The organism is Phycisphaerales bacterium, assembly GCA_040221175.1.
Classification (GTDB): Bacteria; Planctomycetota; Phycisphaerae; order Phycisphaerales; family UBA1924; genus JAHCJI01.
Genome location: JAVJVK010000013.1, coordinates 1 through 14,491, shown reverse-complemented (window position 1 = coordinate 14,491; position 14,491 = coordinate 1). Strand labels below are relative to the sequence as shown.

Here is a 14,491-nt window from a genome sequence, read left to right as displayed (position 1 = left end):
GTCAGTCGCCCGAGTCGGGCGCATCGCTGAGGTGAACGTTGCGCGCGAGGTCTTCGCGGGTTCGCTCGTGGAGGTGATGGTCGGCCAGCTTGTCCTGGGCGGCCTCTGCCTTCTGCAATGCTCCGCGGCTGGGGACGGCAATGTGACAGATGGGATCGCCCGGCGCCACGCTGGGGATGGTGGTCATGCCCAGGATGACGCCGGCCTGCGGCGCTTCGATGACGTTCTGTTCGTTGCCCAGCAGATCGGTATTGGTGGCGATCGGGTCGCCCTTGGCGATGAATTCGCCGGGAGAGACGTGGAAACTCAGGAAGCCGCCGCGATCGGCCCGAACCCACTTGGATGAATCGGCCTCGATGCGGTACGCGGGCTTCTCGGGCTCGCCTTCGACCATCCCCAGGTGGATGAGGCAGTTGCGGATGCCGCGCACCGCATGTTCTACGTACGTTGGTTCGACCTTCCAGACCTCGCCGGCCTCGAGGATGAGCGTGGGCACGCCCGCATCGCACGCCGCGGCTCGGAGCGAGCCATCCGGCCCAGCGCCGTGCATGGTCAATTCGGCGCCGAAGGCGCGGGCGAACTCGGCGATGGCCGGGTCTTTCAGGTTCGCACGAACATTTGGAAAGTTGGTTCGGCGGACGGCAGCCGTGTGCAGGTCGATGCCGAACTGGCATGGCTTGACGAGACCTTCAAAGACGGCGTGCGCAAGCCGGGCGGCCAGGCTGCCCGTGGGCGAGCCGGGGAAGCTGCGGTTGAGGTCGCGACGATCGGGCAGGTAGCGGCTGTTGCGCTCGAAGCCCATGAGGTTGACGACCGGAACGAGCACGAGCGTGCCGGCCGAGAGCGTGAAGGGCCAGTTCATCAGGATGTGGCGGATCGCGCCGGTACCGTTGATCTCATCGCCATGGACCGCGGCCGTGATGAACACGGCCGGTCCGTCGGCCTTGCCGCGCCAGACGCTGAATGGGATGGCGATGTCCACGCCGGCGTAACTCTCGGAGACCACGAGCCGGCCTTCCTTGTGCTGCCCGGGCTTGACGTCCAGGTCCGTCCACGAGAGCACGCCGATCCGCTGGGTCACTTGTCAGCCTCCAGCGCCTCGACGAGTTGCTTGTCGAGCTTGCCGATGCGGGCCTTCTTCGTGCGCTTCTTCCGCCCTGGGACGAGGTCTCGCATGGTCTCGAGCTTGCCGTAGCAGAGCAGGCGGTCGCCCGACTCGAGCACGCGTGAGCCCTTGGGATTGGAGAACACCGCCGTCCCCCGATTGACGGTCAGCACGGTAAGGTCTCGCTCTCGCAGGCCCGAGGCCTCGATGGTCTTGCCGACGAACTCCGAACCCTCGGGGATGTGGAGTTCGGCGACGCCGTAGCCCGTGCTGACGGTGAGGCGCTGACGGATGTCGATTTCCGGGAAGTCGACCTGGTTGGCGATGTAGTCGATGATCGAGCCCGCGACGTCGAGATCGGTCGCGCCCTCGATGCCCTCCATGCCCGGCGAAGAGTTCACCTCCATGACCTGCGGACCCTCGTTGCTTTCCAGCAGGTCGACGCCAGCCACGCGGAGCCCCATGATCTGCGCCGCCCGAACGGCCGCTTCTTCGTAGGCGGCATCGAGCGTGACGGGCTCGGTTCGCCCGCCGCGATGCACGTTGCTTCGAAACTCCGTGCCCTGCGCCACGCGGCGCATCGCGGCGACGACGCGGTCGCCGACCACCAGGGCGCGGATGTCCTTGCCCTTGCTCTCGGCCACGAACTTCTGGACCAGCACGTTCTGCTTGGCACCCTGGAGCGTCTCGATGATGGCCTCGGCGACCTTGTTGGACTCAGCCAGGATCACGCCCACGCCCTGGGTTCCCTCGATGAGCTTAATGATGACCGGCGCGCCGCCGATGCGATCGATGGCGGGCAGCACGTCGTTGCGGTCCCGCACGTAGCACGAGTGCGGGATGCCGATGTCGTGGCGGCTCAGGATCTGCATGCTGCGGAGCTTATCGCGCGAGTTGAGGATGCCGTTGGCCGTATTGGGCGTGTAGACGTCCAGCTGCTCGAACTGACGCACGACGGCGGTGCCGAAGTAGGTGATCGAAGCGCCGATGCGGGGCAGGATGGCGTCATAGTCGCCAAGTTGCTTGCCGCGGTAGAACAGGTCCGGGTCGCCGTGTTCGAGATCGATGGAAAAGCGCAGGGTGTTGAGCACCTTGACCTTGTGGCCGCGTTTCTCGGCGGCCTGCTTGAATCGGCGCGTGCTGTAGCACTTGGGTGCGGTGGAGAGAATCGCGAGCTTCACGGGGTTGCCTTTCTGCGTTCAGGATCGGAAGAGGTCGAAGAGAGCAGGTTGCGGGCGGACGGATCGACCAGGGCAAGGCCCGCGATGGCGCGGCGACCGACCAGCATCCGGCAGAGCATGCCCTTTCGGCAGACCAGCCCGACCTCGGCCTCCATCGAGAGGGGGCCAATGACCAGCGTCGTCTTGACGACCGGCCGGACCTGCACTTGACCATTGCTGGGCTTGACGATCGACTCTCGGACCACGTCGGCCTCGACCCACTTGGTGCGACGCTCGGGTCGTTCACGCATGACGACCTCGAAGCGGACGCGGGCGTTGGGCAGTTGCTCGAACGTCTGGACGTGGATGGCGCTGGTGCGGGCGCCCGTGTCGATCTTGGCGCGCACGCCGCGAATGCGCCACTCGGGCAACGCGACACGCTCGCGCCAGCCCACGATGTACAGCCTGTCGTCTTGATCGGCCATCGGCGTTCCATTGTAGCGAGCGCACGAGAAAGCCCGGTCAATCGACCGGGCCTTGCGTGAATACTTGGCTGGTTCAGCGATCGGCGGGATCGATGCCGAAGCCGCTGCGGTCGGGTTCTTCCGGCCGCTGCGGGGGCTGGTAACCCTCGCGCTCGATGGCCTCGAGCAGGTAGTCCACGGCCGCGTCGATCTGCGGATCTTCGCCGCCGGCAAGCTTCGTGGGATCATCCATGACGTCGATGTCCGGATCGACGCCGTGGCCCTCGATGCCCCAGGTGCCATCAGCGCGATAGAAGCCGAAGTTGGGCACGGCGGTGTAGCCGCCGTCGATGAGCGGGGGCACGCCGCTGATGCCCACCAGGCCGCCCCAGGTGCGCCGGCCGATCAGCGGGCCCAGATCGTTGTGCTTGAAGAGCCAGGGGAACATGTCGCCGCCCGAGCCGGCCGAGCCGTTGATCAGCATGGCCTTGGGGCCCTGGTGGCTGTCGTAGGGCCAGGGCCAGTCCTTCCCGTCGCGGCGGTACCAGTAGTTGGTGCGCGGCCGGTTGAGCAACTCGATGAATCGCGTGGGGATCTGGCCGCCGCCGTTCCAGCGGTCGTCGATGATCAGGGCATCCTTCTGGATCTGGGCGTAGAACTGGCGGAAGAGCTCGTTCTGGCCGTTGACGCCGGTATCGGGCACGTGGATGTAGCCGATCTTGCCGTCCGAGGCTTCCTCGACGTACTGGCGGTTGGACTCGACCCAGTCGCGGTAGCGCAGGGCCTGGTCGTTGCCGATGGGCTCGATGGTGTAGGTACGCTCGTTGATGGCCTCTTCGTCGCCGGTCAGGCTGTCGACGACGGTGATGGTCGTCTGCTGGCCGACGGTGCCGATGAAGGCGGCCCAGGGGTCCTTCGATGCGTCGACGGGCTTGCCGTTGACGTGGGTGATGATGTCGCCCTCTTCGACGTCGACGCCGAGGGTGTCCAGCGGGTTGCGCGCGTCGGTGTCCCAAGGGGCGCCGCCGTACATCTTGGTGATGCGGAAGCCGGACGCTTCTCCGTCTTCGCCGTTCTCGGTGACGGCCTCGAAGTCGACGCCCAGCAAACCGACGTTCTCGCTGGGCTGGCCTTCGACGTCGCCGCCCCAGTAGTAGGCGTGGCCCACGTTGAGCTCGGCGATCATCTCGCCGATGATGAAGCTCACGTCTTCGCGGCTGGCGGCGTGGTCGACCATCTGCGAGTAGTGGTCATAGACCGCGTCCCAGTCGACGCCGTGCATGTTTTCGACGTAGAAGAAATCGCGATGGCGACGCCATGCGTCCTGCACGAGTTGACGCCACTCTTCGCGCGGGTCGAGCTGCTTGCGCAGGTCGTTGGGGCTCAGCGCGCCTGACATCGACTGGCCCGCGCGGGCGTCGGCGATCTTCCAGCGGTTGCCGGCCCCGGCCAGCAGGATTTTCTTGCCGTCGCCCGAAACGTCGACCATCTGCGCCCCGGCGACGACGGTCTTCTCTTCGATCTCGTCACCCGACATATCGATGATCTTGACGGTGGGCGCGCCGCCGCCAAAGCTGTTGTAGAGCAGGTGGCCCTGGTTGTTGCTGACCAGGCCGTTGAAGCTGCCGGCGGCGACGGGCAGAGCGAAGCTCCGGGCCTCGAAGCCCTCGAAGGTGATCTCGGTGGGCTCGACCTCACCGTCGTCGCCGCCGCTGCCGGCCTCGTCGGAAATGATGCCGTCGGGGACCTCGGTGCTCTGGCGGGTGGCGGTGAATGGGCCGCTGCCCTCGAGCGGGCCCGAGATGCTCCATGTGCCGGTGAGGGTGTCGCCGCTGAGGGTTGCCTCGGTCTTGGAGGTCATGGGGCCCTCGCTGCTGGTGGTGACCAGCTTGCCGGTGGCCTCGTCGAAGGTAACGCTGTCGTAGTCGGAGGTCTCGCCCTGGCTCTCGCTGGCGCCCACGAAGGTGCCGTCGTCGAGCTTCTTGAAGTACATCGTGACCTCGAGCTCGTCCATGGGCAGGCCCAGGGCGGCCAGGCCCGTGGCGGTGCCGGCCCAGGTGCCCTCGATGGGGCTCAAATCGGCGGCGGCCTCGTCGCCTTCATCGCCTTCGCCCTCGTCGGCGGACTCGTCGGCTTCGTCGCTTGATTCCTCCGCGTCTTCGTCTTCGGGCTTGTCTTCTTCCCAGGTCTCTTCATCGACCTCGACCAGACGCGGGTTCTCGACTTCTTCGGTCAACGGCACCGCGATGAGGCGGCCGGCGTTGGCGTAGATGAAGCTGGCGCCCACGGTCTCGTACTGCGGGCTGGTGAACTCGCGGTTGGACGTGTAGAACAGGTACTTGCCGTCGCGTCCGAAGACGGGCGAGCCATCGCCGAAGTATCCGCTGGTGACCTGGTGGGTCGTGCCGTCTTCGGTGTCGTGGATGAAGATGGCCGCCGTGAGCATGTTGCCTTCGGTCTTGGCGTAAGTGACGTAGCGGCTGTCGGGGCTCCAGCTCACGCTGGGCACATTTGCCATCGGCTCCTTGTCGAATTGGTTGGCTTCGCCGCTCTCAACGTCGATGAGGTACATCTCGCCCGACTTGTCGATCGCCAGCAGGGTCTTGCTGTCGGGCGACCAGGCCATGGACATCCAATACTTGCCGTCCATGTCGGTCAGTTGGCGGGTTTCGCCCTTGCCGTCGCTCTGCACCAGGTGGATGTTGTACTCGCCGCTCTCGTCGCTGGCGTAGGCAATCCACCGGCCGCTGGGGCTCCAGGCGGGGTTGCGCTCGGCCCAGCGGCTGGTGTCGGTGAGCTGGCGGGGCGGGCCGTTCTCGGCGGGGATGGTCCAGATGTCGCCACGGGCCTCGACGACCACGCGCTTGCCGGTGGAGCTGATGCCGCCGGCCTGGATGTGGTCGGCCGCGTCGACGGTGCGCGGACGCACCGCAGGCTTAGCGCCTGGGATGGTGACGTTGACTTCGCTCACTTCGTTGGCGTCCAGGTCGAGCAAGTGCAGCTTGGTGCCCAGGCTGAAGACGATGGCCGCGTTGTCGCCGCCGGTGATCGATGGGAACTTCACGTCGTTGTCAGTGAAGTTGGTGACCTGGGCGCGCTCGCCGCTGTCCACGTCGTAGCGCCAGATGTTCAGGCGGTGGTCATCGCCGGCGTCCGAGACGTAATACACCGAGTCGCCGTGCCACATGGGCAGGCTGTCGGTGCCCTCCCAATCGGTGATCTGGCGGCTCTCGTTGGTGTTGATGTTGAACAGCCAGACGTCGCTGGCCATGCCGCCGCGGTATCGCTTCCAGGTGCGTGCATCGCGTTGGATGGGCGTGTAGGCAAGCCAGGTGCCGTCGTCGTTCAGCACGCCGTTGGCGCCGTAGGGCACGGGCATGCGCTCGGGCAGGCCGCCATCAGCCGGCACGCGGAAGACCTCTTGCTGGCGCCCCAGGCCGGCGGTGCCGCTCATGAAGAACATGACGCCCGAGTCGTGCCACTGTGTGGGCGTCTCGTTGGACGGATGGTGGGTCACGCGCTCGGGCACGCCACCCTCGATGGGCAGGGTGTACAGGTCGCGATCGCCGTCGTAGTTGCCCTGGAAGACCACGTGCTGGCCGTCGGGGCTGAAGCGGGGGAAGAGCTCCTGCCCGGGCGGGCTGGCCAGCGGCTCGGCCCGACCGCCATCGCGCGAGACGAGCCACAGGTCGTTGCCGTAAGAGAACACGATGTGTTCATCGCTGACGGCGGGGAAGCGGAGCATGCCGGCGTAATCGCCGTCCTGCTGGTCGCCTGCCTGGCGGGCGGACAAGGGTTGTCCCGATGCCGCGACAATGCGAGCGGGCTCGGCGGTGCTGGTCTCAGCCGAGCCGGCACACGAGACGAGCATGGCCTGGGCGGCCAGAACGGGAACGACGGTTAGACGCTTATCCATGTAGAAACACCTCCAGATCGGGCAGTGTACGGCACCGGCCCACCGATCGGAGGGCAAGGGCCGGGCTCGCGGGGACGCGCCGGAAGCGGCGGTCCGGCAGGGTCATTCGGAAGGTGGGGGCTGGACTTACGTCTGGCCTACGGACAGCCGGCCGCGAAGGCGTCCTGGAAGGCAAGGAAGTCGAACAGCGTGAGATCGCCATCGTCGTCGAAGTCTGCCCTCGGATCTCGGTCCTGGAAGAGATTCTGGAAGGTCAGGAAATCGAAGATCGTGGTGGCATCGTCGCCGTCCAGATCGGCTGGGCAACAATCGGAGATGTCGAACACGTGCAGGCCGTCATGAGAGACGGCTACCGCGAGTCCGCCCAGGAAGTCCAAGCCGGTGTCTCCGCTATCCAGAGCCGTACGACCGGCATATGTGGGAGCAAAGGGATTCCTGACATCGTACACGAACGCCCCCGAACCACTGGCCAGCAGCACGTTTCCGCTCCGTCGGAGAGACTGAAGGGCGCCGCTAGGCTGATCGATTTCGCGAGCAACGAAGGGCATGGCGGGATCCTCGACGCTGACGATCGAGAAACGTTCTCCTACCACCGCAACAGCGTCGCCGCCCAGGTACTCGATGTCATTGGCGAATCCAGCCACCGTCGCTTCACCAAGGATCATGGGATCGGCCGGGTTGGCGACATCGACCACAACGATGCGTGCATCATCGAAGGTGTCTCCAACCTTGAGGAAGAGCCTGTCGCCATCCAGGATGGTGCGTGTCGCGGTCCCAACGGGCAGAGCGGCGATCTGCTGGAGAGATGCTGGGTTGGCTGCGTCGTAGACGACCAGTCCGGCATCCGCGCTCGGGGCGAACAGGGTGTCGTCGCGGATGCTGAGGTCGAGCACGGGGCCGGCCGCCGGCGTGCTGCCGATGACTTGTGGTTCTGCCGGGGACGAGATATCGATCGTCAGAATCGCCGGCTCGGACCCGAGCGTCGGCAGATAGAGCGTCTGGCCCGCGACAGCAACCCGGGTCGACACGTCGTCGATGGGCAAGGTTGCGATGAGCGCGGGAGCCGCGGGATCGGCCAGATCAAAGACGTGCAGGCCGGCGTCGCGGTCGCCCACGTAGCCAAATCCCTCGTGCACGGTGAGTGCGAAGGGTACGAGTTCGACCAGCGACTCGCCGACGACCGGCGGCTCGACTGGGTCGGAGCTCTCCAGCAGACGCAGGCCCTCGACGGACTGCCCGATCGAGACGAGACCGTCACGGACGGCCAACGCTCCGACACTGCCGTACGTGCTGTACTGGCTTGTCAGCTCCGGCGAAGTCGGATCGGTGATGTCGAGGATGTCGATGCGGCCGCTGCGAAAAGCGACGAACAGTTCGTGCCCTTGCACACGCAGGTCAACGGCGGTTTGCGGGGGCTCATAGGACGCGGCAAGCGTCGGCGCAGCAGGATCGCTGATGTCGATAATCTGCACGCCACCACCGCGATCGGGAAACTCAACACCGTCGGCGATGAACGCGTAGTCGTCGCTGAGCACGACGCGGCGCGCCAGCCCTGGCGTGTCGAGCCCCGACACGATCTGAGGGTTGGCAGGATCGCGGATGTCGATGACCCTCAGGCCCATCTCGCCATCGGCGATGTAGGCGTACCCATCGCGTACGGCGACATCCCGGGCGTGCCCGGGTGTATCGACGATGCCCAGAGCCTGGGGCGCGACGCCAGAGATGTCGATCGTCTCGAGGCCGGCCTGTCCCGCGGCCACGATCGCGATGTCTCCAACGAGTTGCACCGCATACCCGTCGCCGCTGCCAATGAGCCCCCCCACCCCGCTGGCGTTGAGCGGGTCCTCGATGTCATAGATGCCCAACACCCTCGTGTCCGAGGCGACATACATCTTCGAGTCGCGGATGGTGAACCGGCGGGTGTTTCCCGAACCGAATGAGGCCACCATCTCCGGCTGGGCCGCGTCGCGGACATCGAAGACGATCACGCCGTTCCTGAAGCGTGAGGAGGACGCGACGAACGCGTAGCCTCCATCAAACTCGACGTGCTCGGCGGTGAGGCCGAAGTCGGCCGCCCCCAGGAAGTCCCGCTCGGCGCAGCGGATGCCCGTGGTTTGTGCGGCTGCGCTGGCGGCGATGCCGCCGAGAAGGATCAGGCTTGCGATCTTGAACTTCATTGGTGATTCCTCGATTCTGAAGGATCCAAGCCTTTCGCTGGGATCTCGGATGTGGACTTGGATAGATCCATGGGCGTGTTGGCAACGCCGGCCGGGCAAACCCAGGGTTCGGTCGCGCTCGGCGATGTGCTCCAGCCGGCTGGCTGATGTTCCCCGCGAGCTTGTACCGGGCCGGCGACACTCGGTTGCACCCCACTTTTCGATTTTGGGTCGCCCAGCTCCGGCCGGGGTCACAGTGAGGCAGCGACTCCCTCGTTTCAGAATGGTGATCGCCATTTTTTCGGCCCCCTACCGTTGGCCATGAAGTCGATCGCCGCGCAGATCATGATCCTGACCCGCCAGCGCCGGACCCAGCGCAACCTGAAGGTGCTGGGGTGGTTCATGGCGGTGCTCGTCGGCCTGATGGCGGTCAACACGGTGCTCTTTCACGTCATTATGGAGTACGAGGGGCAGGAGCACTCCTGGCTCAGCGGCCTGTACTGGGTGCTGGTCACGATGAGCACGCTGGGCTTCGGCGACATCACCTTCGAGAGCGACCTGGGGCGTCTGTTTTCCATCTTCGTGGTGATCAGCGGCACGATCTTCCTGCTCGCGCTGCTGCCGTTCATGTTCATCCAGTTCTTCTACGCGCCATGGATGGAGGCCCAGACCGCCGCCAGGACCCCGCGCGAGCTGCCCGCGACCACGCGCGACCACGTCGTGCTGACCCACCTGGACGCGGTGACCGAGTCGCTGATCGCCAAGCTCCAGCAGGTCGGCCAGTCGTACGTGGTGCTGGTGCCCGACGTGGAGCACGCCCGCAAGCTGCACGACCAGGACGTCCGCGTGATGGTGGGCGACCTGGACGACCCCGATACGTACCGGGCGGCCCGGGTCTCGAGCGCCGCCATGGTGGTCACGACGCGCAACGACGCGCAGGACACCGCCGTGGCCTTCGCCGTGCGCGCCGTGAGCGAGACGGTGCCGGTGTTCGCGACGGCCGACCTGGGCGCGTCGGTGCCCATCATGGAGATGGCCGGCGCCACGGGCGTGATCCGCCTGGATCGCGTCATGGGCCAGGCCCTGGCGCGGTGCATCTCGGGCGGCGACGCCGTGACGCACGAGGTGGCCCGCTTCGACAACCTCATCATCGCCGAGGCCAGCGCGGCCCGCACGCCCCTGATCGGCAAGAGCCTGCGCGAGAACCGCCTGACCGACCTGGGCGTGAACGTCGTGGGCCTGTGGGACCGCGGCGTCTTCCGCCCGGCCCGGCCCGACACCGTGGTCAACGAGCGCACCGTGCTGCTGGTGGCCGGCTCGGCCGAGCAGCTGGAGGCTTACGACGAGCACTTTGCCATCTACAACGTCAGCGCCGACCCGGTGATCGTCATCGGCAACGGCCGCATCGGGCGGGCGACGGCCGAGGCGCTCGAGCTGCGCGAGGTCGACTACCGCGTCATCGAGCGGGCCCAGCGGCGGGTGACCAATCCCGACAAGACCATCGTGGGCGACGCCGCCGAGCCGCGCATCCTCGAGGCGGCGGGCCTGGCCAAGGCCCCCACCGTGGTCATCACCAGCAACAACGACGACGTGAACCTCTACCTCACGCTGCTCTGCCGCAAGCTGCGGCCGGACATCGAGGTCATCGCCCGATGCACGCTGGACAAGCACGTGGCGGCGCTGCACCGCGCGGGGGCCGACTTCGTGCAGAGCTACGCCAGCACGGGCGCATCGGCCTTCTACAACCTGCTGCACCAGGGGCGGCTGGTCACCGTCGCCCAGGGGCTGGAGGTCTTCGACGCCAAGGTGCCCAGGTCGGTCGTGGGCAAGAAGATCATGGACAGCGGCCTGCGCGAGGCGACCGGCTGCACCATCGTGGGCTACCGCGACAAGAACGGCCTGACGGCCAACCCCCCGGCCACCACCGTGCTCCAGGCGGGCAACGAGCTGGTGCTGATCGGCGACGTCGAAGCCCACGAGGCCTTCCGCGAGAAGTTCAACGAGGGCTAGCTTGGCTCACCCCGCCCCTCTACTCCCGGCCTTTACCCCAGCCCTCTACCCCAGCCGGCCGGCGATCGACTGCCACGCCGCCAGGGCGCACACCGCCAGGGCCAGCACCAGCGCCGCGTTGGCCCACCAGCGGTTGGCCAGCATCCGGCCCACCCACGCGCGGCGGTTCATCAACAGCAGCAGCGCCACGGCCAGCAGCGGGATGAACGCCGCGCCCACGATGGCATACGCCTTCTGGGCCGTCTCGAAGCGCACCACCAGCAGCACCATCGGGACCGTCGCCAGCGCGATGAGGAACCCGCGGTAGGGCCATGAATTCGTCGAGACCGGCGCCCTCTTGCCCGACCCCGGCCGCATCGCCCACCAGTCGGCGAAGACGTAGGGCACCGCCTGCCACACGCCCAGCACGCTGGAGAAGACCGCCCCGAACGCGCCGATCAGGAACGCCCATCGCATGAACGGATGCGTCGCGCCGCCGATGCGGTCGGCCACCTGCACGATGATCGACGCCCCGCGGCCCTCCAGCTCGCCCCCGCCGGCCACGCCCGCGGCCAGCACGATCATGCCCACGCCGAAGAGCGCCGTCATCGAATAGCCCACGGCCAGGTCGATGCGGCAGACCTTCAGGTCCTCGGGCCCTTCGCGGCCGGCCTCGCGCATCCAGTAGTTATAACAAATAATCGTCAGCGTGCCGCCCACGCCGCCGATCAAGGCGATCGTCCAGCCCAGCGCCTGTCCGCCCTCGGGCACGCGCGGGACGAAGCCGCCGGCCACCTCCAGCAACGCGGGCGCGGTCATCGCCGCGCTGGCGACGACCACCACGACCATGACGCCGATGCACGCGGCCATGACCCTCTGGAAAAGCCCGAAGCCGCCCAGCCAGACCATCGCCAGCCCGGCCAGCGAGCAGCCGATGGCCCCCGCCCACGCCGACAGGCCGGGGACCATCGCCCCGAGCACCGCCCCGCACGCCTTCATGAGCGCGACGGCGACGAAGGGGCTCCACAAGAGCAGGTACGCGCCGAACACGGCCCACACGATCGGGCCCAGCTTCGAGATGGCCCCTTCCAAGATCGTCGTGCCCGTGGCGAGCTGCCACCGCGCGAGCTGCTCGTTGAGGACGAACTTCACCAGCGCCCCCAGCACGACCGCCCACAGCACGGCCAGGCCCAGCTTGCTGCCCGCGAAGGCGGCGGTCGCCAGGTCGCCCGCCCCCACGCCCGTCGCGGCGACGAGCACGCCCGGGCCGATGAGCAGGAGCAGATTGCGGCGGGCGGGGGCCATGGCCCACGGTACGCGGGGCGCTTACGGGCAGCCGGCGTCGAAGGCGTTCTGGAAGGCCAGGAAGTCGAACAGGGTCAGCTCGCAATCACCGTCGAAGTCCGCGCCCAGGTCGCCGGCGGCAAAGAGGTTCTGGTAAGCAAGGAAGTCGAAGATCGTGAGGACGCCGTCGCCGTCCACGTCCGGGCGGCACTCGTCGGTGAGCGCCAGGGATGCAAGATCGAAGTAGGCGTCCGTCGACGAGCCGCTGGACCGCGTCGCGACCAGCCGCACCACGATGGTCCTGGTGCCCGCGGGCGGCGTGCGGCGGTCGGACGACCGGGACCAATCGAAGACGCCCGACGCCCCGGCATCCTCGAAGCCGGCGCTCTCCAGGATCATGCCGCCCGCATCGACGAACTCCAGTTCGGTCCGGGCGATATCGCGCGCACCGCCCACGATCCGCGACTGCATGAGGATCGAGAACACCGACGTCAGTTCGCCCGCGTCGATCTGCGCGGCACGCGCCGACACGTCGATGCGCTGCTCCAGCGTTTCGACGCTCGCGCCCGTCCGGCCCGTGAAGCAGAAGGCGCCGATGTCCAGGCAATCGGGCACCCCGAGCGAGCCGGACACCGACGTCTCGCGCGGTTGCAAGCCGCCGTCGATCCAACCGGAGACGTCGCCCGTCTCCGCGTCGCCGTTGACGACGAGGTTGGTGTTCAGGGGCTGGGCCAGGGCGATCGCGGGAGCCATGGCAAGGACGGTCGCCGCGGCCTCGGGAAATCGGGTCGATGGCATGTTCTCGCTCCTTCCGAACGCAGGTTACCAGAAATGCGCGGGCGATGCAAGGGCATTTGGCTCGCGCCACGGCGTGCGCGGCTCGCGGCATCGCGTCGCCGGGACCAGACACCACGGTGAGGGCCCAGTCCATCGCGGTGACCGGCCCGTGCATCGCGGTGATTGGCCCCGTCATCGCGGTGAACCCACCATGCATCGCGGTGACGCGGCCGTTCATCGCGGTGATCGGCCCCGTCATCGCGGTGATTGCTCCGTTCATCGCGGTGATCGGCCCGTGCATCGCGGTGAGCGGCCGCGTCATCGCGATGAACGGGACCGGTTCTTCGGGTTCTCGGGCCCGGCGGGGGCGATCCGGGGCGGCACTCCGGATTTCTGAGAGTTCGTAAGTTCCTGTCCCTGCGAGACTTCCAAAAAACTTTGCGAAAACATCCAACTCGGACCAAAGTCGCCTGCCCGCTCCGTCGATCCATGGGGTGTCAGACAGATGTGTCAGACAAGCGTGTCAGACAAGCGGCCCGGGCGTGTGCCCGGCCGAGCAACAACCAGGGGGCCGCGGCGCACGCCGGGCCGCCCGCACAGAAACGGAGTTCCACCATGGGACGCAACATGCCCTCGCAACGAGGGCCCGCACTGGACTGGCTGGGCGAACGCATCGGCCTGTGGACCGAAAACGCCGCGGCGATCGGCGTGGATCCCCTTGACGTCTCGGCCGTGGCCACCGCCACGAGCCAGGCGGCCAACGCACGGGCCGCCGCCGGCGCGGCACGCGCGGCCGCGAAAAACGCAACACAAAATTACTACGACAAGGCCGACGTCGCGCTCGACGGCGCCCGCGATCTTATCTTGCAGATCAAGGCCTTCGCCGCCAGCAGCGACGACCCGCAGGTGTACGTGCTCAGCGGGCTCAGCCCCAAGGCCAACCCTAGCGAGACGCCGCCGCCCGAGGCGCCCAGCGACGTTCGCTATCTCCTGCTGCCCAGCGGCAAGATCGAGCTGCGCTGGAAGGGCAAGGGGCCGCAGGGCACCTTCTACGTCATCACGCGGCAGCTGCCCGGCGAAAGTAACTTTACGACCATCGCCACGGCGACCGACAAGAGCTACACCGACAACTCGGTGCCCTACGGGACCGACCAGGTGCTCTACCAGATCATCGCCCGGCAGACCGACAAGACCGTCGAGGGCCCCATCACGCTCGTCCGCATGGGCGTGGGCAACGGGGCGCAGGGGGAGCAGGTGGCGTAGGGACGCCTCGGCTCGGACGCGCGCCGGGGTGCGGGGCGCACCGTGCTCTGGATCTGCACGGTGGTCCGGACGCACCCTGCTCTCGAGGTACGCCGAAGTTCGACGCCCCGGCGGAGCGCCCCGAAGACGGGACGCTGCGCCGGGGCTCGACCAATGTTGGTGTTCTTGAGGCGCTCGAAGACTCGCTTGCGGGCTGCGCCCGGGCGGCCGGGGGCCGCCGCGCCGCCGCAGGCGCTTTCGCCCCGAAGACGGGGCTCGGCGGCTGCTGCGGCGCCACCGGGCACGCCCACGCGCGCCGGGTGCCCCGCGCCGCCGCCGCCGCCGAGCGCGTCCGCGAGCGAAGTGCGCAGGGGGGGGCGAGGCCCGCCAGGGGCCGG

Annotated in this window: 9 protein-coding genes; 2 read left to right on the top strand and 7 right to left on the bottom strand. The window is 67.5% G+C overall.

What is annotated here, in order from left to right; translation table 11 throughout:
- Nucleotide 1: 1 nt before the first annotated feature.
- The 5 genes from RIE32_10085 to RIE32_10065 all read right to left on the bottom strand — a co-directional run bounded on the left by RIE32_10085 (nucleotide 2) and on the right by RIE32_10065 (nucleotide 8,822).
- Nucleotides 2-1,081, bottom strand: a complete 1,080-nt coding sequence (locus tag RIE32_10085; GenBank protein ID MEQ9096600.1) for a M14 family metallopeptidase — start codon at nucleotides 1,079-1,081, stop codon at nucleotides 2-4.
- Nucleotides 1,078-2,286, bottom strand: coding sequence for a RimK family alpha-L-glutamate ligase (locus tag RIE32_10080; GenBank protein MEQ9096599.1), 1,209 nt, complete (start codon nucleotides 2,284-2,286; stop codon nucleotides 1,078-1,080). The genes RIE32_10085 and RIE32_10080 overlap by 4 nt, the downstream gene beginning before the upstream one ends.
- On the bottom strand, nucleotides 2,283-2,750 hold the full coding sequence (locus RIE32_10075; GenBank protein MEQ9096598.1) for a RimK/LysX family protein: 468 nt from the start codon (nucleotides 2,748-2,750) through the stop codon (nucleotides 2,283-2,285). Before RIE32_10075 ends, RIE32_10080 begins: the two co-directional genes overlap by 4 nt.
- Before the next feature lie 73 nt (nucleotides 2,751-2,823).
- Nucleotides 2,824-6,645, bottom strand: coding sequence for a S41 family peptidase (locus RIE32_10070; protein ID MEQ9096597.1), 3,822 nt, complete (start codon nucleotides 6,643-6,645; stop codon nucleotides 2,824-2,826).
- Between the two features lie 137 nt (nucleotides 6,646-6,782).
- Complete coding sequence (locus RIE32_10065; GenBank protein MEQ9096596.1) at nucleotides 6,783-8,822, bottom strand: GC-type dockerin domain-anchored protein; 2,040 nt, start codon at nucleotides 8,820-8,822, stop codon at nucleotides 6,783-6,785.
- A 300-nt stretch (nucleotides 8,823-9,122) separates the two neighbouring features.
- On the opposite strand from RIE32_10065, the gene RIE32_10060 reads away from it, so the two are divergent.
- The gene (locus RIE32_10060) at nucleotides 9,123-10,811 is read left to right on the top strand and encodes an NAD-binding protein (GenBank protein MEQ9096595.1); all 1,689 of its coding nucleotides are present in this window, start codon (nucleotides 9,123-9,125) and stop codon (nucleotides 10,809-10,811) included.
- Nucleotides 10,812-10,856: 45 nt separating this feature from the next.
- Here RIE32_10060 and RIE32_10055 read toward each other — a convergent pair whose 3' ends face one another.
- Complete coding sequence (locus RIE32_10055) at nucleotides 10,857-12,095, bottom strand: Nramp family divalent metal transporter (GenBank protein ID MEQ9096594.1); 1,239 nt, start codon at nucleotides 12,093-12,095, stop codon at nucleotides 10,857-10,859.
- A 21-nt stretch (nucleotides 12,096-12,116) separates the two neighbouring features.
- Complete coding sequence (locus RIE32_10050) at nucleotides 12,117-12,872, bottom strand: GC-type dockerin domain-anchored protein (protein MEQ9096593.1); 756 nt, start codon at nucleotides 12,870-12,872, stop codon at nucleotides 12,117-12,119.
- Between the two features lie 594 nt (nucleotides 12,873-13,466).
- On the opposite strand from RIE32_10050, the gene RIE32_10045 reads away from it, so the two are divergent.
- The gene (locus RIE32_10045; GenBank protein MEQ9096592.1) at nucleotides 13,467-14,114 is read left to right on the top strand and encodes a hypothetical protein; all 648 of its coding nucleotides are present in this window, start codon (nucleotides 13,467-13,469) and stop codon (nucleotides 14,112-14,114) included.
- Nucleotides 14,115-14,491: the final 377 nt, after the last annotated feature.

Excerpts from the sequence above, each read along its gene's own strand:
- RIE32_10075 (MEQ9096598.1), bottom strand. The coding sequence starts at position 2,750 with ATGGCCGATCAAGACGACAGGCTGTACATCGTGGGCTGGCGCGAGCGT.
- RIE32_10060 (MEQ9096595.1), top strand. The coding sequence starts at position 9,123 with ATGAAGTCGATCGCCGCGCAGATCATGATCCTGACCCGCCAGCGCCGG.
- RIE32_10070 (MEQ9096597.1), bottom strand. The coding sequence starts at position 6,645 with ATGGATAAGCGTCTAACCGTCGTTCCCGTTCTGGCCGCCCAGGCCATG.
- RIE32_10045 (MEQ9096592.1), top strand. The coding sequence starts at position 13,467 with ATGGGACGCAACATGCCCTCGCAACGAGGGCCCGCACTGGACTGGCTG.
- RIE32_10065 (MEQ9096596.1), bottom strand. The coding sequence starts at position 8,822 with ATGAAGTTCAAGATCGCAAGCCTGATCCTTCTCGGCGGCATCGCCGCC.
- RIE32_10050 (MEQ9096593.1), bottom strand. The coding sequence starts at position 12,872 with ATGCCATCGACCCGATTTCCCGAGGCCGCGGCGACCGTCCTTGCCATG.
- RIE32_10055 (MEQ9096594.1), bottom strand. The coding sequence starts at position 12,095 with ATGGCCCCCGCCCGCCGCAATCTGCTCCTGCTCATCGGCCCGGGCGTG.